The sequence below is a fragment of the Streptomyces sichuanensis genome, from assembly GCF_020328095.1.
GTDB classification, from domain to species: Bacteria; Actinomycetota; Actinomycetes; order Streptomycetales; family Streptomycetaceae; genus Streptomyces; species Streptomyces cinnamoneus.
The window spans coordinates 1-17,384 of record NZ_JAIXMK010000145.1 but is presented as its reverse complement, the minus strand read 5'-3'; the positions used below and the strand labels follow the sequence as shown (position 1 = coordinate 17,384).

The following is a 17,384-nucleotide window of genomic DNA, read 5'->3' as shown; positions in this document are numbered from 1 at the left end:
CGGAGGCCGGGTCGCGCGCACGCGCCCGCCGGGCGCCACCGCGTCCGCCGTACGGCGGCCCGCAGGCCGCGCCGTATCCGCGGCGCCCCGCCCGCCCGTGCCGCGTGCCGGGAACGTCGTGTCGTCACAGTGCCACCACCATCGCCAGCAGCAACGCCAGCAGCAGGGAGTCGATGCGGTCGAGGAGGCCGCCGAAGCCGGGCAGCCAGGTGCCGGCGTCCTTGACGCCCGCCTCGCGTTTGATCATGGATTCGAGCAGGTCGCCCAGGACGCAGCCGGCCAGGACCGCGGCCCACAGGGTGACCGTGAAGCCACCCACCGCCCCCAGGCCCGCGGCCACCCCGATGCCGGCGCCGATGACGCCCGCCCAGGTCTTGTTGGGGGAGAGGGGCGAGAGCGGGCGGGCGAGCGTGTCGGAGACGTGGCGCAGGGCCTTGCCGCCGCACCACGCGGCCACGTCGCCGAACGCGACGGCCACCCCGACCGCGACCGCCAGCCCGTTCAGTGCCACCAGGCCCGTCAGCGCGACCGGAATCCACACCAGCCCGAACACCGTGCGCGCCGCCCGTTCGGCGCCCCGCGCGGTGTCCCCCGACAGCACCGCGGGCAGCACCGCGAGGAAGGTGAGCAGCGCCAGGGTCCGCAGCCCGTAGGCGTGCGGGGTGACGATGAAGAGGAAGGGCAGGACGACCGCTGCCCCGCCCAGCGCCCACCGCTCGCCCCCGCCCAGCCGGACCAGCCGGGCGTACTCGGCGACCGCGATCAGCCCCAGGAACACGGCCAGCAGCCAGCCGCCCAGCGGGCCGAGGTGCAGGGCGCCGACGAAGACCGGCCCGGCCACCGCCCAGGTGAGCCAGCGCCGTCGCAGCTCACGGCGCATCGTCACCCGCGCGGGCAGCACCGCCACGGCGAGGCCGCCGACGGCGAGGGCACCGGCGACCACGGGTATGGCGCGGTCGAGCGCCGCCTGGGGCTCCGTCATCAGGCTCATCGGCCCGCACCCCCCGCCGGCTCCGCCAGCTCGCGCCGCAGCCACTCCAGCCGCAGCCCCGCCGTCAGCACCGAACCCACCGCCACCACGGCCAGGACCGGCACCGCCCAGCCCGTCGCCGCCACCACGGCCGTCAGCAGGCAGCGCTCGGTCTTGCCCACGGGACCGCCGTTGCGCCGGGGCGCCCCGGCGGCCGTGCCCGCGAGCGACACCCACGACGGCAGCGTCGCGGCGAGCGCCGCCACGGCCACCAGCCACAGCGGCGCGTGCGGCAGGAAGCCGGCGAGGACGAGCAGATCGGCGGCGCGGTCACCGAGTTCGTTGAGGACGACGCCGCGGCGGGTGGTGCGCCCGGTGTCGCGGGCGAGGGCGCCGTCGAGGTTGGCGAAGGCGAGCCGGGCCGCGAGGAGCGGGACGACGGGGGCGGCGGCCAGCGGGGCGGGCAACAGCGCGAGCGCCGCCCCCGCGCCGGCCGCGCAGAGCACGCCGGCGGCGGTGAGGGAGTCGGGGGACACCCCGCGCCGGGCGAGCGCGGTGCGCAGCCCGCCGAGGCGGGCCGCGTACCAGGGCTTGAGTGCGTACAGGCCGTTCATGGCCGCTACTTTCGCCCACGCCCGGCGGCGGCGGATCGGCGCGGGTACTCAGGCACGTACTCAGACGGTCTCGAACGGCCCTGAGCGATTCACCCGGCTGCCACGGCCCGTGTCTCAGATAGTAGGAAGACCAAGTAATTGTGCAGACAGCACGGCCGCCCTGGCCTAGCGTTGGAGGAGCCGAACACCCCGCTCCATCGAGCGATGGCGGCCGCGGCCCGGTGCGCCGGCGCAGGTGATCCCTGCCGCACCCAGGCCCCCGCCCCCTTCCCGGCTTGACGCATTCCCGCCTTCTCGGGGCTCGCATCGCAACTCATCAAGAGGAGACGTGACCCATGGCCGAAACCGCCGTTCGCAGGATCCGCCGTGTCGCCCGTACGTCCGACAGCGCGGAGCGCAAGGCCGACCGGGCGAACGCCGCCGCCGCCCTCCAGCGTGCGCTCGACCGCCGCGACAACGGCGGCGTCACCGGTCACTGACCGCCGTCGCCCGGGCCCCCGCCGCGCGCCTCCGCCGCCCGCGGGGCGGTCCGCACCACGTCGAAGCGGTCGATGCGCGACCCGCCCTCCGACAGGGCCGTCACCTTCAGCCGGGGGTGACGGCCGGGCTCGGCCTCGACCGCGAGGAACGAGTAGCCGGTGTAGCGCACCCGTGACCACTCCACCGTCTCCGCGCTCTTCACCCGCCCCTTGCGCCACTGGTAGCCGGGCACGCTGTCGAGGTTCCGCACCCGGCCCTCATGGCTGTCCGTCACCCCGAAGTCGTACAGCGCCTTTCCGGCGCCCCCGGCGGTGACGTACACGATGCCGTCCCGCACGGAGTCCACCGTCTCGCCGATCGGCACCCGCCGGGCCACCCGCCGCCCCCGCAGCGCGTCGGTGCGCTCGTAGACGTGGTTGTGCCCGTTGATCACGAGGTCCACCCGGTGCTTGTCGAACAGCGGCACCCACGCGTCGCGCACTCCGCCGTCCGAGGCGTGGGCCCGCGTGGTGGAGTAGGCGCAGTGGTGGAAGAAGACCACGAGGAAGTCGATGCCGGGGGTCTCGCGCAGCTCCCGGAGCCGCCGGTCGAGCCAGGCGGTCTGCCGTCCGCCGCTGTAGCCGGTGTTCGCGGCGATCTCGTACGAGACGTCGTTGGCGTCCAGGGCGACGACGGCGGTGTTGCCGTAGACGAAGGAGTAGGCGCCCGGTGCCCGCACGGGGTCGAAGCCGTTGTCCGGCAGCGTCCAGCGGGCGCTCTGGCCGCCGTAGCCGTTGGGGGAGTACCACGCCTCCATGTCGTGGTTGCCGGTCGTCACCATCCACGGCACCCGCGCGGCCACCGTCTCGGTCTGGGCGAGGAACTGGTCCCACACGCGTGCGTCGTAGACGTCGCCGGGCTTCCCGGCGCCGCTGTCGTCGGCGTAGCAGATGTCGCCCGCGTGCAGATGGAAGGCCGGGTTCTGACCGAGGATCAACTGGTCGTTGGCGAGGGCGTGATAGCTGACGCCCTGGTCGCCGAAGGCGGTGAAGACGAACGGCTCCGGCTGCGCGGGCGCCGTGGTGAACGTCCCCGTGGCGCTGAAGCGGCGGGGGTCGGCGGGTTCGTAGCCGTCGTGGCCGACGCCGTAGAAGTAGGTCTGCCCGGGGGTGAGGTTGTCCAGCGCCGCGTGCAGGTAGAACTGGTCGACCTGCGGGAGCTTCTTGGTCAGGGCGGGGGTGTGCAGCGCGCGCACCTCGGCCGGGATCTGCACGCCGAGGTCCCACGGCTGCAGCCCCACCCGCACGAACGGCCGCCGGACCGCGAAGGGCACCTGCCAGGAGATCCGCATCTGCGTCCGCGGGTCGGACCCGAACGCCAGGTGCCGGCCGAACGGCGCCACGAGCGAGCCGTCGACCCGCGCCGTGGCGGGGGTGGTGAGCAGGGTGGTCGACCGCGGCACGGCATGCGCGCCGGCCGTGCGCGGGCCCAGCAGGCCCGTCCCCGCGACGGCGCCCGCCGTGGCCGCGCCCGCGCGCAGCACACCGCGCCGGGTGAACTTGTTGCGCAGGTACTCGTGCTGTTCCGGCATCGTCATCCGGCCCGCCAGGCGGCCGGGAATCCCTACCCGTGGTGTGTCCATGCCGGGAAACGTGCCAGGGGCCGGTGGCCGGGACACATGGTTCGCGCGAATGTGGCCTGTCCGGGCGGCATTCCGTCCATATGATGGACGCCGTGTGTCATACAGCGGGACGGAGGAGTACGGTCCCCGTATGTCTCGCAGCATTCGCCTCGCAGTGATCCCCGGGGACGGCATCGGCCCCGAAGTCGTGGCCCAGGGCCTCAAGGTCCTTGCGGCCGTGCTCCCTTCGGACGTCAAGCTGGAGACCCGGGAGTACGACCTCGGCGCCCGCCGCTGGCACGCCACCGGCGAAACCCTGCCGGACGCCGAGCTGGACTCCCTCAAACACCACGACGCGATCCTGCTCGGCGCGATCGGCGACCCCTCCGTGCCGTCCGGGGTGCTGGAGCGCGGCCTGCTCCTCAAGCTGCGCTTCGCCTTCGACCACTACGTCAACCTGCGTCCGTCGAAGCTGCTCCCCCACACGGCGACCCCGCTCGCCGGCAGCCCGGACATCGACTTCGTCGTCGTCCGCGAGGGCACCGAGGGCCCCTACGTCGGCAACGGCGGATCGATGCGCACCGGCACCCCCGCCGAGGTCGCCACCGAGGTCAGCGTCAATACCGCCTACGGCGTGGAGCGCGTCGTCCGCGATGCGTACGAGCGCGCCAAGGCCCGTCCACGCCGCAAGCTCACCCTGGTCCACAAGAACAACGTCCTCGTCCACGCCGGACACCTGTGGAAGAGCGTCTTCGACCGCGTGGGCCGCGAATACCCCGAGGTCACCACCGACTACCTGCACGTCGACGCCGCGACGATCTTCTTCGTGACCGACCCGGGCCGCTTCGACGTGATCGTCACCGACAACCTCTTCGGCGACATCCTCACCGACCTCGCCGCCGCCGTCACCGGCGGCATCGGGCTCGCCGCCTCCGGCAACGTCAACCCGAGCGGTGACTTCCCCTCGATGTTCGAGCCGGTCCACGGCTCCGCGCCCGACATCGCGGGCACCGGAAAGGCCGACCCCACGGCCACCGTGCTCTCGGTGGCCCTGCTGCTGCGCCACCTCGGGTACGAGACCGAGGCGGTACGGGTCGAGACCGCCGTGGCCGAGGACCTGGCCGCACGGCCGGGGCACCTTCCCGGCCCGGGGGGAGGCGCCCCCCGCACCACGGACGAGGTCGGCGACGCCCTCGTATCCCGGCTGCTCACCGGTTCCGCAACCGGCTGACCCCGGCCGCTGTGCTCACGCGCGGCCGGATGCCACCATCGATTCCCGGCCGCGCACACGTTTTCCGTCAGCCACCCCACGAGCGATAATCGAACGTGGGGCCGCGAATAGAGGCGAAGAAGCTCGGACGTCCCGGCCCGGCCGGGACGACGGTGAGCGCGGTCCGCCACACACCAAGGTGAAGGACACGCATTCATGACGACGCCCACGATCGAGCTCAAGCCCTCCTCGCACCCGCTGTCCGACGCGGAGCGCGAGCAGATCCTGGCCAGCCCCGGCTTCGGCCGCCACTTCACCGACCACATGGTGACCATCAAGTGGACCGAGGGCCGCGGCTGGCACGACGCCCAGCTCGTTCCGTACGCGCCGCTGTCGATCGACCCGGCGAACATGACCCTGCACTACGCCCAGGAGATCTTCGAGGGGCTCAAGGCGTACCGCCGCCCCGACGGCTCCGTCGCCACGTTCCGGCCCGACGCCAACGCCCGCCGCTTCCAGGCGTCGGCCCGCCGGCTGGCGATGCCGGAGCTGCCGGTCGAGCTCTTCATCGAGGCGTGCGACGTGCTGGTCCGCCAGGACCAGGCGTGGGTGCCGGCGCACGGCGGCGAGGAGTCCCTCTACCTGCGCCCGTTCATGATCGCGACCGAGGTCGGCCTCGGTGTGAAGCCCGCCAACGAGTACCTCTTCATCGTCATCGCCTCCCCGGCGGGCGCGTACTTCCCCGGTGGCGTCAAGCCCGTCTCCGTCTGGCTCTCCGAGAACTACGTCCGCGCCGTCCCCGGCGGCATGGGCTTCGCCAAGACCGGCGGCAACTACGCGGCCTCGCTGCTCGCCCAGGCCGAGGCGGCCGAGAAGGGCTGCGACCAGGTGGTCTGGCTGGACGCCCTGGAGCACAAGTGGGTCGAGGAAATGGGCGGGATGAACCTGTACTTCGTGTACGGCAACAAGATCATCACCCCCGAGCTCACCGGCTCGCTGCTGGCCGGCGTCACCCGCGACTCGCTGCTGAAGGTCGCCAGGGACCTGGGCATGGAGTCCGAGGAGGGCCGCATCTCCACCGAGCAGTGGAAGCGCGACACCGAGAACGGCACCCTCACCGAGGTCTTCGCCTGCGGCACCGCCGCCGTGATCACCCCGGTCGGCCACGTGAAGTCCCTGGGCGGCGAGTGGACCCACTCCGACGGCCGGCCCGGTGAGGTGACGCTGAAGCTCCGCAAGGCGCTGCTGGAGATCCAGACCGGTGCCGCCGAGGACGTCCACGGCTGGATGCACCCCCTCGGCTGAGGCCCCCGGCCCACCGGCCCCGGCCCACCGCGTGAGGCCGCCCGCGACCAACGTCGCCGGGCGGCCTCCGCCGTTGCTCCGCCGTGCCCTGCCGTTGCTCCGCCGCCTCTCCGCCGTGCCCGCCGCCGTGTACGCAACGCACGTAAGTACGCGGGATCGTTGCAGGCCAAGCCCTTGTCGCGCCCCTGCCGTTCCGCCACCGTGAGCGTCCATGGGACAGCACTGGAAGAAGATCTGGGTCGGCTCGGCCGGCAACATGGTGGAGTGGTTCGACTGGTTCGTCTACGCCAGCTTCGCCACCTACTTCGCGGGCGCCTTCTTCCCCGCGGGCAACGACACCGCGAAGCTCATGAACACCGCCGGCATCTTCGCCGTCGGCTTCTTCATGCGGCCCGTCGGCGGCTGGCTGCTCGGCCGCGTTGGTGACCGGCGCGGCCGCAAGGCGGCGCTCACCCTGACCGTCACCCTGATGTCCGCGTCCGCGGTCCTGATAGCCGCCGCCCCCACCTACGCGGTCGCGGGCTACGGCGGCGCCGCCGTCCTGCTCGTCGCCCGGCTGCTGCAGGGCCTGTCGGTGGGCGGCGAGTACGCGGCCAGCGCCACGTACCTCACCGAGGCGTCCGCGCCCGGCCGCCGCGGCTTCGCCTCCAGCTTCCAGTACGTGTCGATGACCGCGGGCCAGCTCCTCGGCCTCGGCCTGCTGATCGTGCTCCAGCACACCCTGAGCAGTGCGGAACTGCACAGCTGGGGCTGGCGCATCCCGTTCGCCGTCGGCGCGCTCGGCGCGGCCGTCATCTTCTACCTGCGGCGCAACATGCTGGAGACGGACACCTACGAGGAGAGCGGCGCCGCGCCCGAGGACCGGGGCACCCTCAGGGCCCTGCTGCGGCACAAGCGCGAGGCGCTGCTGGTGATCGCGCTGACCATGGGCGGCACCGTCGCCTACTACACGTACACCACCTACCTGACGAAGTACCTCTCCAACAGCGCGGGGCTGCCCAAGCAGACCGCGACCCTCGTCAGCTTCTGCGCCCTGCTGGTCTTCGCCTGTCTGCAGCCCCTGGCCGGCGCGCTCTCGGACCGCATCGGCCGCCGCCCGCTGCTGATCACCTTCGCCGTCGGCTCGACCCTGCTCACCGTGCCGATCATGACGCTGCTCAAGCACGCGGGGTCGTTCTGGCCGGCCCTGGGCCTGTCTCTGCTGGCGCTGGTGGTGATCACCGGCTACACGTCGATCAACGCCTGCGTGAAGGCGGAGCTGTTCCCCACGGGTGTGCGGTCGCTGGGCGTGGCCCTGCCGTACGCGATCGCCAACGCGCTCTTCGGGGGGACGGCGGAGTACGTCGCCCTGTGGTTCAAGAAGGGCGGCATCGAATCCGGCTTCGCCTGGTACGTGGCGGGGTGCGCGGCGGTCTCGCTCGTCGTCTACCTCACCATGCGCGAGACGCGGGACACCGACCTGAAGCGGGTGGGCGACACGGCCGGACCCCGCTCGGAGGCGGACACGGTGCCCGCATCCTGAGACTCCCCCGCACCACGGGCCGGACCTGTGCCAGCATGTCCCCATGCTCCCGTTCGCCATGATTATTGGCAGCAGGCGCGCCGGTCCGCAGTGACCGCTCGTACCACCCCGTGCGAAGCGGACACCGTCGTCCCAGACCCGCGCGCAGACCTCTCGCACCCGCGAGAGGTTTTTGCGTTTTCCGGCCCACCCCGCCGGGGACGCAGGGCGAGGGATCATAGGGGGACGGTGGAACCGGTCATTCCGGTAGACCGACATCCTCACAGGAGTCAGAGCAGCAATGACGGACGCAACCGACGGCCCCGACGCCGGCCCCGACGGCCATGATGACGGCCCCGGGGGTCTCGACGACGGCTTCCACGTCTTCGACACGACCCTGCGCGACGGTGCCCAGCGCGAGGGCATCAACCTGACCGTCGCCGACAAGCTGACCATCGCCCGGCACCTGGACGACTTCGGCGTCGGCTTCATCGAGGGCGGCTGGCCCGGCGCCAACCCCCGGGACACCGAGTTCTTCCAGCGCGCCCGCGAGGAGATCGACTTCAAGCACGCCCGGCTCGTCGCCTTCGGCGCCACCCGCAAGGCGGGCGTCCGGGCCGAGGACGACCCGCAGGTCGCCGCGCTGCTCGACTCCAAGGCCCCCGTCGTCACGCTCGTGGCCAAGTCCCACGACCGGCACGTCGAGCTCGCCCTGCGCACCACGCTGGACGAGAACCTCGCCATGATCCGCGACACCGTCGCCCACCTGCGCGCCCACGGCCGCCGCGTCTTCGTCGACTGCGAGCACTTCTTCGACGGCTACCGCGCCAACGCCCGCTACGCCACCGAGGTCGTGCGCACCGCCCACGAAGCCGGCGCCGACGTCGTCGTCCTCTGCGACACCAACGGCGGCATGCTGCCCGCCCAGGTCGAGGCCGTCGTGCGCACCGTGCTCGCCGACACCGGGGCCCGCCTCGGCATCCACGCCCAGGACGACACCGGCTGCGCCGTCGCCAACACCCTGGCCGCCGTCGACGCGGGCGCCACGCACGTGCAGTGCACCGCCAACGGCTACGGCGAGCGGGTCGGCAATTCCAACCTCTTCCCGGTCGTCGCCGCCCTGGAGATCAAGTACGACCGCCGGGTGCTGCCGCCCGGCAAGCTGGCCGAGATGACCCGCATCTCGCACGCCATCGCCGAGGTCGTCAACCTCACGCCCGCCACCCATCAGCCGTACGTGGGAGTCTCCGCCTTCGCGCACAAGGCGGGCCTGCACGCCTCCGCCATCAAGGTCGACCCGGACCTCTACCAGCACATCGACCCCGAGCGGGTCGGCAACACCATGCGGATGCTCGTCTCCGACATGGCCGGCCGCGCCTCCGTCGAGCTCAAGGGCAAGGAGCTCGGCATCGACCTCGGCGGCGACCGCCGGCTCATCGGCCGCGTCGTCGAGCGCGTCAAGGAGCGCGAACTGGCGGGCTACACGTACGAGGCCGCCGACGCCTCCTTCGAGCTGCTGCTCCGCGAGGAGGTCGAGGGCCGGGCCCGCCGCTACTACCGCATCGAGTCCTGGCGCGCCATCGTCGAGGACCGTCCCGACGGCACGCACGCCAACGAGGCGACGGTCAAGCTGTGGGCCAAGGGCGAGCGCATCGTCGCCACCGCGGAGGGCAACGGTCCGGTCAACGCGCTCGACCGCGCGCTGCGGGTGGCGCTGGAGCGCATCTACCCGCAGCTGGCCGCGCTGAAGCTGACGGACTACAAGGTCCGCATCCTGGAGGGCAGCCTGGGCACGGGCTCGATCACCCGCGTCCTGGTCTCCACCAGCGACGAGCGCGGCGAGTGGTCCACGGTCGGCGTCGCGGAGAACGTCATCGCGGCGTCGTGGCAGGCCCTGGACGACGCGTACGCGTACGGCCTGCGGCGGGCGGGGGTGGAACCGCAGGAGTAGCCCGCCGGGCCGCCCCAGGGGTCCGAGGGCGGAGCCCCGGTACGGGAAGGGGCGGGGCGGGGGAGAGGGTCCACGGCACCGCCTACCGGTCGTACTCCGCCCCCAGCCCGGCCCCCAGCAGGTCGTACGCCCGATCCGCATCCGCATGCGCCTCCACCAGCGCATCCCCGATCGCCCGCCCCTCGGCCAGCTTCCGCCAGTTCTCCTCCGCCAGCCGCCGGTGCACGGTGACGATCTGCGCGGCCGCCAGCCTCGCCGTCAGCCCGTCGCCGTCGCCCGCCTCCACCAGCGCCCCGGCCAGCAGCTCCTCGTCGCGGTCGGAGTAGCGGACCAGGCGGGCCAGCAGGCTGGGCGTCGTGTAGAGCATGTCGTTGAACGCCCGCACCCTGGCGTCGTCGTTGAGGCCGGTGATCGGGTCGTGGGCGTCGAGGCGCGCGTGGAAGTGCGCGCGCAGGGCAGCCAGCGGCGCCTGGCCGGGCACGCGGTCGCTCACGACCCGCGCCGCCTCGCCCTGGTGGTCGGCGATGCGGTGCAGGGCCAGGTCCTCCTTGGCCGGGAAGTAGCGGAACAGCGTCGGCTTGGACACCTCCACCGCGGCCGCCACGTCGGCCACCGACACCTTCTCGAAGCCGCGCCGGAGGAACAGCTCGATGGCGGTGTCGGACAGCGCCTGGCGCGTGCGCTGCTTCTTGCGTTCCCGCAGTCCTTGCTCGTCGGTCACGGGGTCACTCTAGCAGGTGATGTTTACCCAGATTCTTTTGTTACTCGGTTGCATTTTTCGTGGGGTGGGTCTTTCATGGGTGCATGACTTCCAACGGGGTTTCGAACGACGCGCAGACCGACGCACAGACGGACGTGCTGACCGGTGCGCACACCGACACGCAGGCCGCCACGCAGACCGACGTACGGGCCGACGTACGAGCCGACGTCCTCGTCGTGGGCGCAGGGCCCACCGGCCTCACCCTCGCCTGCACGCTCGCCCGGGCCGGGGTGGCCGTGCGGATCATCGACAAGTCCCCCGAGTTCCACCGCGCTTCCCGCGGCAAGGGGCTCAACCAGCGCAGCCGCGAGCTCTTCGAGGACCTCGGGGTGGGGGAGCAGGCCGCGGCCTCGGGCATCGAGCACATCACCCTGCGCAAGTACCGCGACGGGGTCGCGCTCGCCGACACCGTCACCTTCGGCGACCGCACGCCCACCCCCGACGCCCCCTACGCCAGTGGCCTGATCATCCCCCAGTGGCGCACGGAGGAGATCCTGCGCGGCCGTCTCGCCGAGCTCGGCGTACAGGTCGAACTCGGCTGCGAGCTCACCGAGTTCACCCAGGACGAGGGCGGGGTCACAGGCGTGCTCGGCGACGGGCGGCGTGTGCGGGCCGGGTATCTCGTCGGCTGCGACGGCGGCCGCAGCGCCATCCGCAAGGCGCTCGGCGTGGGCTTCGAGGGCAAGACCGACGCCGAGGAGTGCATGGTGATCGGGGACGTCCGTGCCGACGGGCTCGACCCCGCCTACTGGCACCAGTGGTTCGACGAGGACGCCGCGCTGCTGCTCTGCCCGTTCCGCGACAGTACGCACTGGCAGTTGCAGGGCGTGCCCGAGCGGGATGCCGAAGGCCGGCTGACCCTGCCCTCGTTGGAGAGCTTCCAGCGGCTCTTCGACCGGTGCGCGCGGATACCGGGAGTGCGGCTGTCCGACCCCACCTGGTTCTCCACCTACCGCATCAACGTCCGCATGGCCGACCGCTTCCGCGTCGGCCGGATCTTCCTCGCCGGGGATGCGGCGCACGTCCACTCGATCGCCGGCGGTCTGGGCATGAACACCGGCATCCAGGACGCCTTCAACCTGGGCTGGAAGCTGGCGTTCGTGGTGCGCGGCCTCGCCGGGCCCGCCCTGCTGGACACCTATGAGGAGGAGCGGCTGCCGGTCGCGGCCTGGACGCTCGACCTCACGGACGAACGGCTGCGCGCGGTGTTCGAGGGCGTCCGGGAGCCGGGCGTCGGCACCGAGGCGGTCATCACCGACGACGTCACCACGCTGGGCGTCGGCTACCCGTGGAGCCGACTGGCGGCGGGCGGCGCGAAGGCGGGCCACCGGGCGCCCGACGCCCCCTGCCGGCTGGCCGCCACCGGGGAGGACGTCCGGCTCTTCGAGCTCTTCGCCGGGCCGCACTTCACCCTGCTGGGCTTCGGGCCGGACAGCGCACCGGCGCTGGCGGAGGCCGCCGACCGCTACGGGGACCGGGTGCGTACCTTCCTCATCGACGACCACGAGGGGCACGCCCGGCGGGCGTACGGCATCGAAGGCGACGCACTGGTGCTGGTGCGGCCCGACAACCACGTGGCGCTGAGCACGGGGGCGGACGCGGCCGGGGCAGATGCCGTGACGGACTATCTGAAGCACCTGGGCTGACAGCCGGCCGCCCGGCAACGGAAGCCCGAAGCCCGCCGCGCACCCAAGGCAAGGGGCCAGGGGCGAAGCCCCGGCCCCGGTGCCGTGCGGGGGTGCGGTGCGGTGCCGTGCGGGGGTGCGGTGCGGTGCCGTGCGGGGGTGCGGTGCCGTGCGGGGGTGTGGTGCCGTGCGGGGTGGCCCGGGGGCTGGGGCGAGGGTGTTTGCGGTTTCGGGGTGGTGGGGTGGGGGAGAACTCGGCCGTGGCCGTCACCCGTTGGACCCGCCGCACGTTCCTGACCGTTGCCGGGGCCCTCGGCACCCTGGGCCTGGGGGCCGGCCCCGGCGACGACGCCTTCCCCGCCCTGCGAAGACGCTGGCGCGACCTCACCCTCGGCACCGGCTTCGACCCCGCCGCCGAGCCCTACGCCGGCGTCCTGCGCCGCACCGGCCGGCTCGCCGGTGCGTACCGCGCGGCCATGCGCCCCGGCCCCGGGTCCCTGTGGCCCGACGCGCCCTTCGACCCGCCCGCCGGCATCACCGCGAGCTGTGCCCGTCTGTTCACCATGGCCCAGGCCCACGCCCAGCCGGGCACCGGGCTCACCGGCAACGCCGCCCTCGCCGCCGACGTCCTGGCCGGGCTCGACCACCTCCACGAGCGCATCTACCACCCCGGCACCACCCCCTACGGCAACTGGTGGGAGTGGCAGATCGGCAGCCCACGGCTGCTCCTGGACACCCTCACCCTCCTCCACGACGAGACGGGGGCGGCACGACGCGGCCGACTCCTCGACGCCGTCGGGCACTTCGTCCCCGACACCGTCCTCGACGCCTACACCGGCACCAGCACCGGCGCCAACCGCGTCGACCTGTGCCGCGTCGTCGCCCTGCGCGGCCTCCTCGGTACCGACCCCGCCCGCCTCGCCCGGGCCCGCGACGCCCTCTCGCCCGTCTTCCCCCACGTCACGGCGGGCGACGGGCTCTACGCCGACGGCTCCTTCGTCCAGCACAGCTGGGTCGCCTACACCGGCACCTACGGACAGGTGCTGCTCGACGGCCTCGGACGGCTCTTCGCGCTGCTGCGCGGTTCGCCCTGGGAGGTCACCGACCCCCGGCGGCAGATCATCCATGACAGCGTCGAACGGGCCTTCGCCCCGTTCCTTCACAACGGTCTCGTCATGGACTGCGTCTCCGGCCGCGCCATCAGCCGGGGACGGGCGAACGCCGACCCCCGCGGACTGCTCCAGAGCGACCACCAGCGCGGCCACGCCGTCATCGCCGCCATCGCCCTCCTCGCCGCCGGCGCGAGCCCAGCCGAGCGCGACCGCTGGCACGGAATGATCAAGGGCTGGATCGCCCGGGACACCACCAGTCCCCTCCGCACCGACCCCCAGTTCGGCGTCGCCGAACTCGCCCGCCTCGCCGCCGTCGACACCGGGCCGGCCCCCGCCCTGCCCGAGCCCGTCGGCCACCGGCTCTTCCCCGCCATGGACCGGGCCGTGCACCGCCGCCCCGGCTGGGCCGCCGCCATCGCCATGGCCTCCGACCGCATCACCCACTACGAGAACGGCAACGGCGAGAACCCCCGCGGCTGGCACACCGGCGCCGGGATGCTCTCCTGGTGGGGCGCCACCCACGGCGGCGACCAGTACAGCGACGGCTTCTGGCCCACCGTCGACCCCTACCGGCTGCCCGGCACCACCGTCTCCCGCCGCCCGCTGGCCGACAACGAAGGCGGCGGCTGGGGCGCCCCCAAGCCCGCCGCCCGCTGGGTCGGCGGCGTCACCGACGGCGAGTACGCCGTCGTCGGCCAGCACCTCAAGGGGCTCGGCTCCACCCTGGAGGCCCGCAAGTCCTGGTTCTGCGCGGCGGACGCCGTCGTCTGCCTCGGCGCCGGCATCAGCGCCGAGGACGGCACCGACGTGGAGACCGTCCTCGACAACCGCAACCTCGGCGCCACGGGGACGGCACGGCTCACCGTCGACGGCGAGCCCCAGCCGGCCGAGGACGGCTGGACCCGGTCGTGGGAGTGCGCCCGCTGGGCCCATCTCGCCGGGCACGGCGGCTACGTCCTCCCCGGCGGCGCCCCTCTCACGGCCCTGCGCACCGCCCGCACCGGATCATGGCGCGACATCAACGCCGGCGGCTCGCCCGCCCCCCTCACCCGCCGCTACCTCACCCTCTGGCACCCCCACGGCACCGACCCGGACGACGACGGCTACGCCTACCTCCTGATGCCCGGCGCCGCAGCGGACGCCGTCGCCGACCGCGCCGCCGACACCGGCTGGCTCACCGTCCTCGCCAACACCCGCGACCGGCAGGCCGTCGCCATCCCCTCGCTCGGCCTGACCGCCGCCGCCTTCTGGCAGGCGGGCACCGCCGGCCCCCTGACCGTCAGCACCCCCGCCGCCGTGCTGCTGCGCCGCCGCGGGCGGACGGCCGCCCTCCACCTCGCCGCCCCCCTGCGCACCGGCGAGACCACCGAGCTGACCTGGGCACACCCGGTGCGCAGGGTCACCGCGCACGACGCGTCGGTGCAGGTCCTGACCATCGCGCCCACCCTTCGGCTGCGCATCGCGCCCGGCACGGCCTGCGCCCCGCACGCCTGCAGGGTGGACCTCCCCTGACCGGGTTCACCCGGACGGCGGTACCTGGTCAATCCATATATATGACGGCTGGGGCGGTCCATATTTGTGGGGTACCCACAGCGTGGGACGGCCGCTCGAACGCAGACAACTGATAAGGGCACTGTGCAGTTCTGTTCCGCCTGCCCACGAAATCGCGCACGACGTTGTGTGGAACCGACATGATGTTCAGACGCTCCCGCCGCGTACCGTCTATCCATGAGCAATCTCGAAGGTGCGCCCGTAGAGGCGAATGACGTCCGTGGGCGCGTCGCCGAGCTGCACGCCATCCGCGAGCAGGTTCGGCTCGGCCCCAGCGAGCGGGCTACCCAGGCACAGAAGGCCAAGGGGAAGCTGACCGCTCGCGAGCGCATTGACCTCCTGCTGGACGAGGGCTCTTTTACCGAGGTGGAGCCGCTGCGGCGGCACCGCGCCAGCGGTTTCGGGCTGGAGGCCAAGCGCCCGTACACCGACGGTGTGATCACCGGGTGGGGGACCGTGCACGGGCGGACCGTGTTCGTCTACGCACACGACTTCCGGATCTTCGGCGGTGCGCTGGGCGAGGCCCACGCCACGAAGATCCACAAGATCATGGACAAGGCCATCGCGGCCGGGGCGCCGCTGGTGTCCCTGAACGACGGTGCCGGCGCCCGCATCCAGGAGGGCGTCTCCGCGCTCGCCGGGTACGGCGGCATCTTCCAGCGCAACACCAAGGCGTCCGGCGTCATCCCGCAGATAAGCGTCATGCTCGGCCCCTGCGCCGGCGGCGCCGCCTACTCGCCGGCCCTCACGGACTTCGTCTTCATGGTCCGTGAGACCTCCCAGATGTTCATCACCGGCCCCGACGTGGTGCGCGCGGTGACGGGCGAGGAGATCACCCAGAACGGCCTCGGCGGCGCGGACGTGCACGCCGAGACCTCCGGCGTGGCCCACTTCGCCTACGACGACGAGGAGACCTGCCTGGAGGAGGTGCGCTACCTCCTGTCGCTGCTGCCGCAGAACAACCGGGAGAACCCGCCCCGCGTCCAGGCCGAGGACCCCGCCGACCGCACGGGCGAGGCCCTGCTGGACCTGGTGCCCGCCGACGGCAACCGCCCGTACGACATGCGCAAGGTCATCGAGGAGATCGTCGACGACGGCGAGTACCTCGAAGTCCACGAGCGCTGGGCGACCAACATCATCTGCGCCCTGTCCCGCCTGGACGGCCAGGTCGTCGGCATCGTGGCCAACCAGCCCCAGTCCCTCGCCGGCGTCCTCGACATCGAGGCGTCCGAGAAGGCCGCGCGCTTCATCCAGATGTGCGACGCCTTCAACATCCCGATCATCACTCTTCTGGACGTACCCGGCTTCCTCCCCGGCGTCGACCAGGAGCACGGTGGAATCATCCGGCACGGCGCGAAGCTCCTCTACGCCTACTGCAACGCCACCGTGCCGAGGATCTCGGTGATCCTGCGCAAGGCATACGGCGGCGCGTACATCGTCATGGACTCGCAGTCGATCGGTGCGGACCTCACGTTCGCCTGGCCGACCAACGAGATCGCCGTCATGGGCGCGGAGGGCGCGGCCAACGTGATCTTCCGCAAGCAGATCGCCGAGGCGGACGACCCGGAGGCCATGCGGTCCCGCATGGTCAAGGAGTACAAGGCCGAGCTGATGCACCCGTACTACGCAGCCGAGCGCGGACTGGTCGACGACGTGATCGACCCCGTGGAGACCCGGTCGGTGCTGATCCGGTCGCTGGCGATGCTCGCGACCAAGCACGCGGACCTCCCGTCCCGCAAGCACGGCAACCCGCCCCAGTAAACGCAACGCCCGTACAGCCATCGGAGACCTCGCATGAACGACACGCTCGTACGCGTCGAGAAGGGCACCGCGGACGCCGAGGAACTGGCCGCCGTCACCGCCGTCCTCCTCGCCCGCGCCGCCGCCGGCACCGACCGCTCCGCCCAGGACGCCCGCCCGCGCCGCACCACGGCCGTCTGGCGCCGCCTGGAGCGCAGCTCCGGCTTCAGAGCCCCGCACAGCTGGCAGGGCTGACCACGACGAAGAGGCCCTTCACCCCGGCCGGGGTGAAGGGCCTCTTCGCGTGTGCCGTGCCGAACGATGCGGAAAGGTCCCCGCACTCCCGAGGAGTGCGGGGACCTTTCCGCATCCGAGCCGCGTACGGGCCGGCCCGTCCTAGCGCAGTCGCGCCATGAGGGCGTGCTCGACGAGCGTGATGAGGGCGCTCTTCGCTTCGTTGCGGTGCCGGGCGTCCGTGATGATGATGGGCGCGTCCGGGCCGATCTGCAGGGCCTCGCGGACCTCTTCGGGGGTGTAGGGCTGGTGCCCGTCGAAGCCGTTGAGGGCGATGACGAAGGGCAGGCCGCTGTTCTCGAAGTAGTCGACGGCGGGGAAGCAGTCGGCGAGACGGCGGGTGTCGACGAGGACCACGGCGCCGATCGCGCCGCGCACCAGGTCGTCCCACATGAACCAGAAGCGGTCCTGTCCGGGCGTGCCGAACAGGTAGAGGATCAGGTCCTGGTCCAGGGTGATGCGGCCGAAGTCCATGGCCACGGTCGTCGTGGTCTTGTCCGGCGCGTGGGTGAGGTCGTCGATGCCCGCCGAGGCGGAGGTCATGACGGCTTCGGTGCGCAGCGGGTTGATCTCCGAGACCGCGCCGACGAACGTGGTCTTGCCCACGCCGAAGCCACCCGCCACCACGATCTTTGCGGAGGTGGTGGAGCGGGCTGCCTCGCCGCTAGAGG

14 protein-coding genes are annotated in these 17,384 nt (G+C 72.5%); 9 read left to right on the top strand and 5 right to left on the bottom strand.

The annotated features are described in order from the left end of the window. Nucleotides 1-124 precede the first annotated feature (124 nt). Both LE181_RS28425 and LE181_RS28420 read right to left on the bottom strand, forming a co-directional pair. Nucleotides 125-991: a phosphatidate cytidylyltransferase gene (locus tag LE181_RS28425; RefSeq protein WP_225664374.1), complete on the bottom strand. Its 867-nt coding sequence runs from the start codon at nucleotides 989-991 to the stop codon at nucleotides 125-127. Next, a complete protein-coding gene (locus tag LE181_RS28420; RefSeq protein ID WP_225664373.1) occupies nucleotides 988-1,584 on the bottom strand; it encodes a CDP-alcohol phosphatidyltransferase family protein in 597 nt (198 codons plus the stop codon). Before LE181_RS28420 ends, LE181_RS28425 begins: the two co-directional genes overlap by 4 nt. Nucleotides 1,585-1,919: 335 nt before the next feature. Here LE181_RS28420 and LE181_RS28415 point away from each other — a divergent pair, with 335 nt between their 5' ends. After that, nucleotides 1,920-2,063, top strand: coding sequence for a hypothetical protein (locus LE181_RS28415; protein ID WP_190109938.1), 144 nt, complete (start codon nucleotides 1,920-1,922; stop codon nucleotides 2,061-2,063). On the opposite strand, the gene LE181_RS28410 is transcribed toward LE181_RS28415, so the two are convergent. After that, on the bottom strand, nucleotides 2,057-3,685 hold the full coding sequence (locus tag LE181_RS28410) for a purple acid phosphatase family protein (RefSeq protein ID WP_225664372.1): 1,629 nt from the start codon (nucleotides 3,683-3,685) through the stop codon (nucleotides 2,057-2,059). The two genes, LE181_RS28415 and LE181_RS28410, sit on opposite strands and share 7 nt — an antisense overlap. Before the next feature lie 130 nt (nucleotides 3,686-3,815). Between LE181_RS28410 and LE181_RS28405 the strand changes: the two genes are divergently transcribed. The 4 genes from LE181_RS28405 (at nucleotide 3,816) to cimA (ending at nucleotide 9,631) form a co-directional block, all read left to right on the top strand. Then, nucleotides 3,816-4,895: a 3-isopropylmalate dehydrogenase gene (locus LE181_RS28405; RefSeq protein ID WP_225664371.1), complete on the top strand. Its 1,080-nt coding sequence runs from the start codon at nucleotides 3,816-3,818 to the stop codon at nucleotides 4,893-4,895. A gap of 195 nt (nucleotides 4,896-5,090) precedes the next feature. After that, nucleotides 5,091-6,179 carry a branched-chain amino acid aminotransferase gene (locus LE181_RS28400; RefSeq protein ID WP_225664370.1) on the top strand — a complete coding sequence of 363 codons (1,089 nt, stop codon included), beginning with the start codon at nucleotides 5,091-5,093 and terminating at the stop codon, nucleotides 6,177-6,179. Nucleotides 6,180-6,390: 211 nt separating this feature from the next. Then, nucleotides 6,391-7,701 carry an MFS transporter gene (locus tag LE181_RS28395; RefSeq protein ID WP_225664369.1) on the top strand — a complete coding sequence of 437 codons (1,311 nt, stop codon included), beginning with the start codon at nucleotides 6,391-6,393 and terminating at the stop codon, nucleotides 7,699-7,701. A gap of 280 nt (nucleotides 7,702-7,981) precedes the next feature. Continuing rightward, nucleotides 7,982-9,631: a citramalate synthase gene (gene cimA, locus LE181_RS28390; RefSeq protein ID WP_225664368.1), complete on the top strand. Its 1,650-nt coding sequence runs from the start codon at nucleotides 7,982-7,984 to the stop codon at nucleotides 9,629-9,631. Between the two features lie 82 nt (nucleotides 9,632-9,713). On the opposite strand, the gene LE181_RS28385 is transcribed toward cimA, so the two are convergent. Continuing rightward, a complete protein-coding gene (locus LE181_RS28385) occupies nucleotides 9,714-10,352 on the bottom strand; it encodes a TetR/AcrR family transcriptional regulator (RefSeq protein WP_225664367.1) in 639 nt (212 codons plus the stop codon). A gap of 83 nt (nucleotides 10,353-10,435) precedes the next feature. Here LE181_RS28385 and LE181_RS28380 point away from each other — a divergent pair, with 83 nt between their 5' ends. The 4 genes from LE181_RS28380 to LE181_RS28365 all read left to right on the top strand — a co-directional run bounded on the left by LE181_RS28380 (nucleotide 10,436) and on the right by LE181_RS28365 (nucleotide 16,674). Then, entirely contained in the window at nucleotides 10,436-12,037 is a 1,602-nt protein-coding gene (locus tag LE181_RS28380) for an FAD-dependent monooxygenase (RefSeq protein WP_225664366.1), read from the top strand. A gap of 239 nt (nucleotides 12,038-12,276) precedes the next feature. Beyond that, complete coding sequence (locus tag LE181_RS28375) at nucleotides 12,277-14,640, top strand: polysaccharide lyase 8 family protein (RefSeq protein WP_225664365.1); 2,364 nt, start codon at nucleotides 12,277-12,279, stop codon at nucleotides 14,638-14,640. Nucleotides 14,641-14,856: 216 nt separating this feature from the next. Then, the gene (locus tag LE181_RS28370) at nucleotides 14,857-16,440 is read left to right on the top strand and encodes an acyl-CoA carboxylase subunit beta (RefSeq protein WP_225664364.1); all 1,584 of its coding nucleotides are present in this window, start codon (nucleotides 14,857-14,859) and stop codon (nucleotides 16,438-16,440) included. A gap of 33 nt (nucleotides 16,441-16,473) precedes the next feature. Further along, nucleotides 16,474-16,674: an acyl-CoA carboxylase subunit epsilon gene (locus tag LE181_RS28365; RefSeq protein WP_225664363.1), complete on the top strand. Its 201-nt coding sequence runs from the start codon at nucleotides 16,474-16,476 to the stop codon at nucleotides 16,672-16,674. 141 nt (nucleotides 16,675-16,815) lie between these two features. On the opposite strand, the gene LE181_RS28360 is transcribed toward LE181_RS28365, so the two are convergent. Continuing rightward, a partial coding sequence (locus LE181_RS28360; protein ID WP_225664362.1) for a GTP-binding protein occupies nucleotides 16,816-17,384 on the bottom strand: 569 nt, incomplete at its 5' end.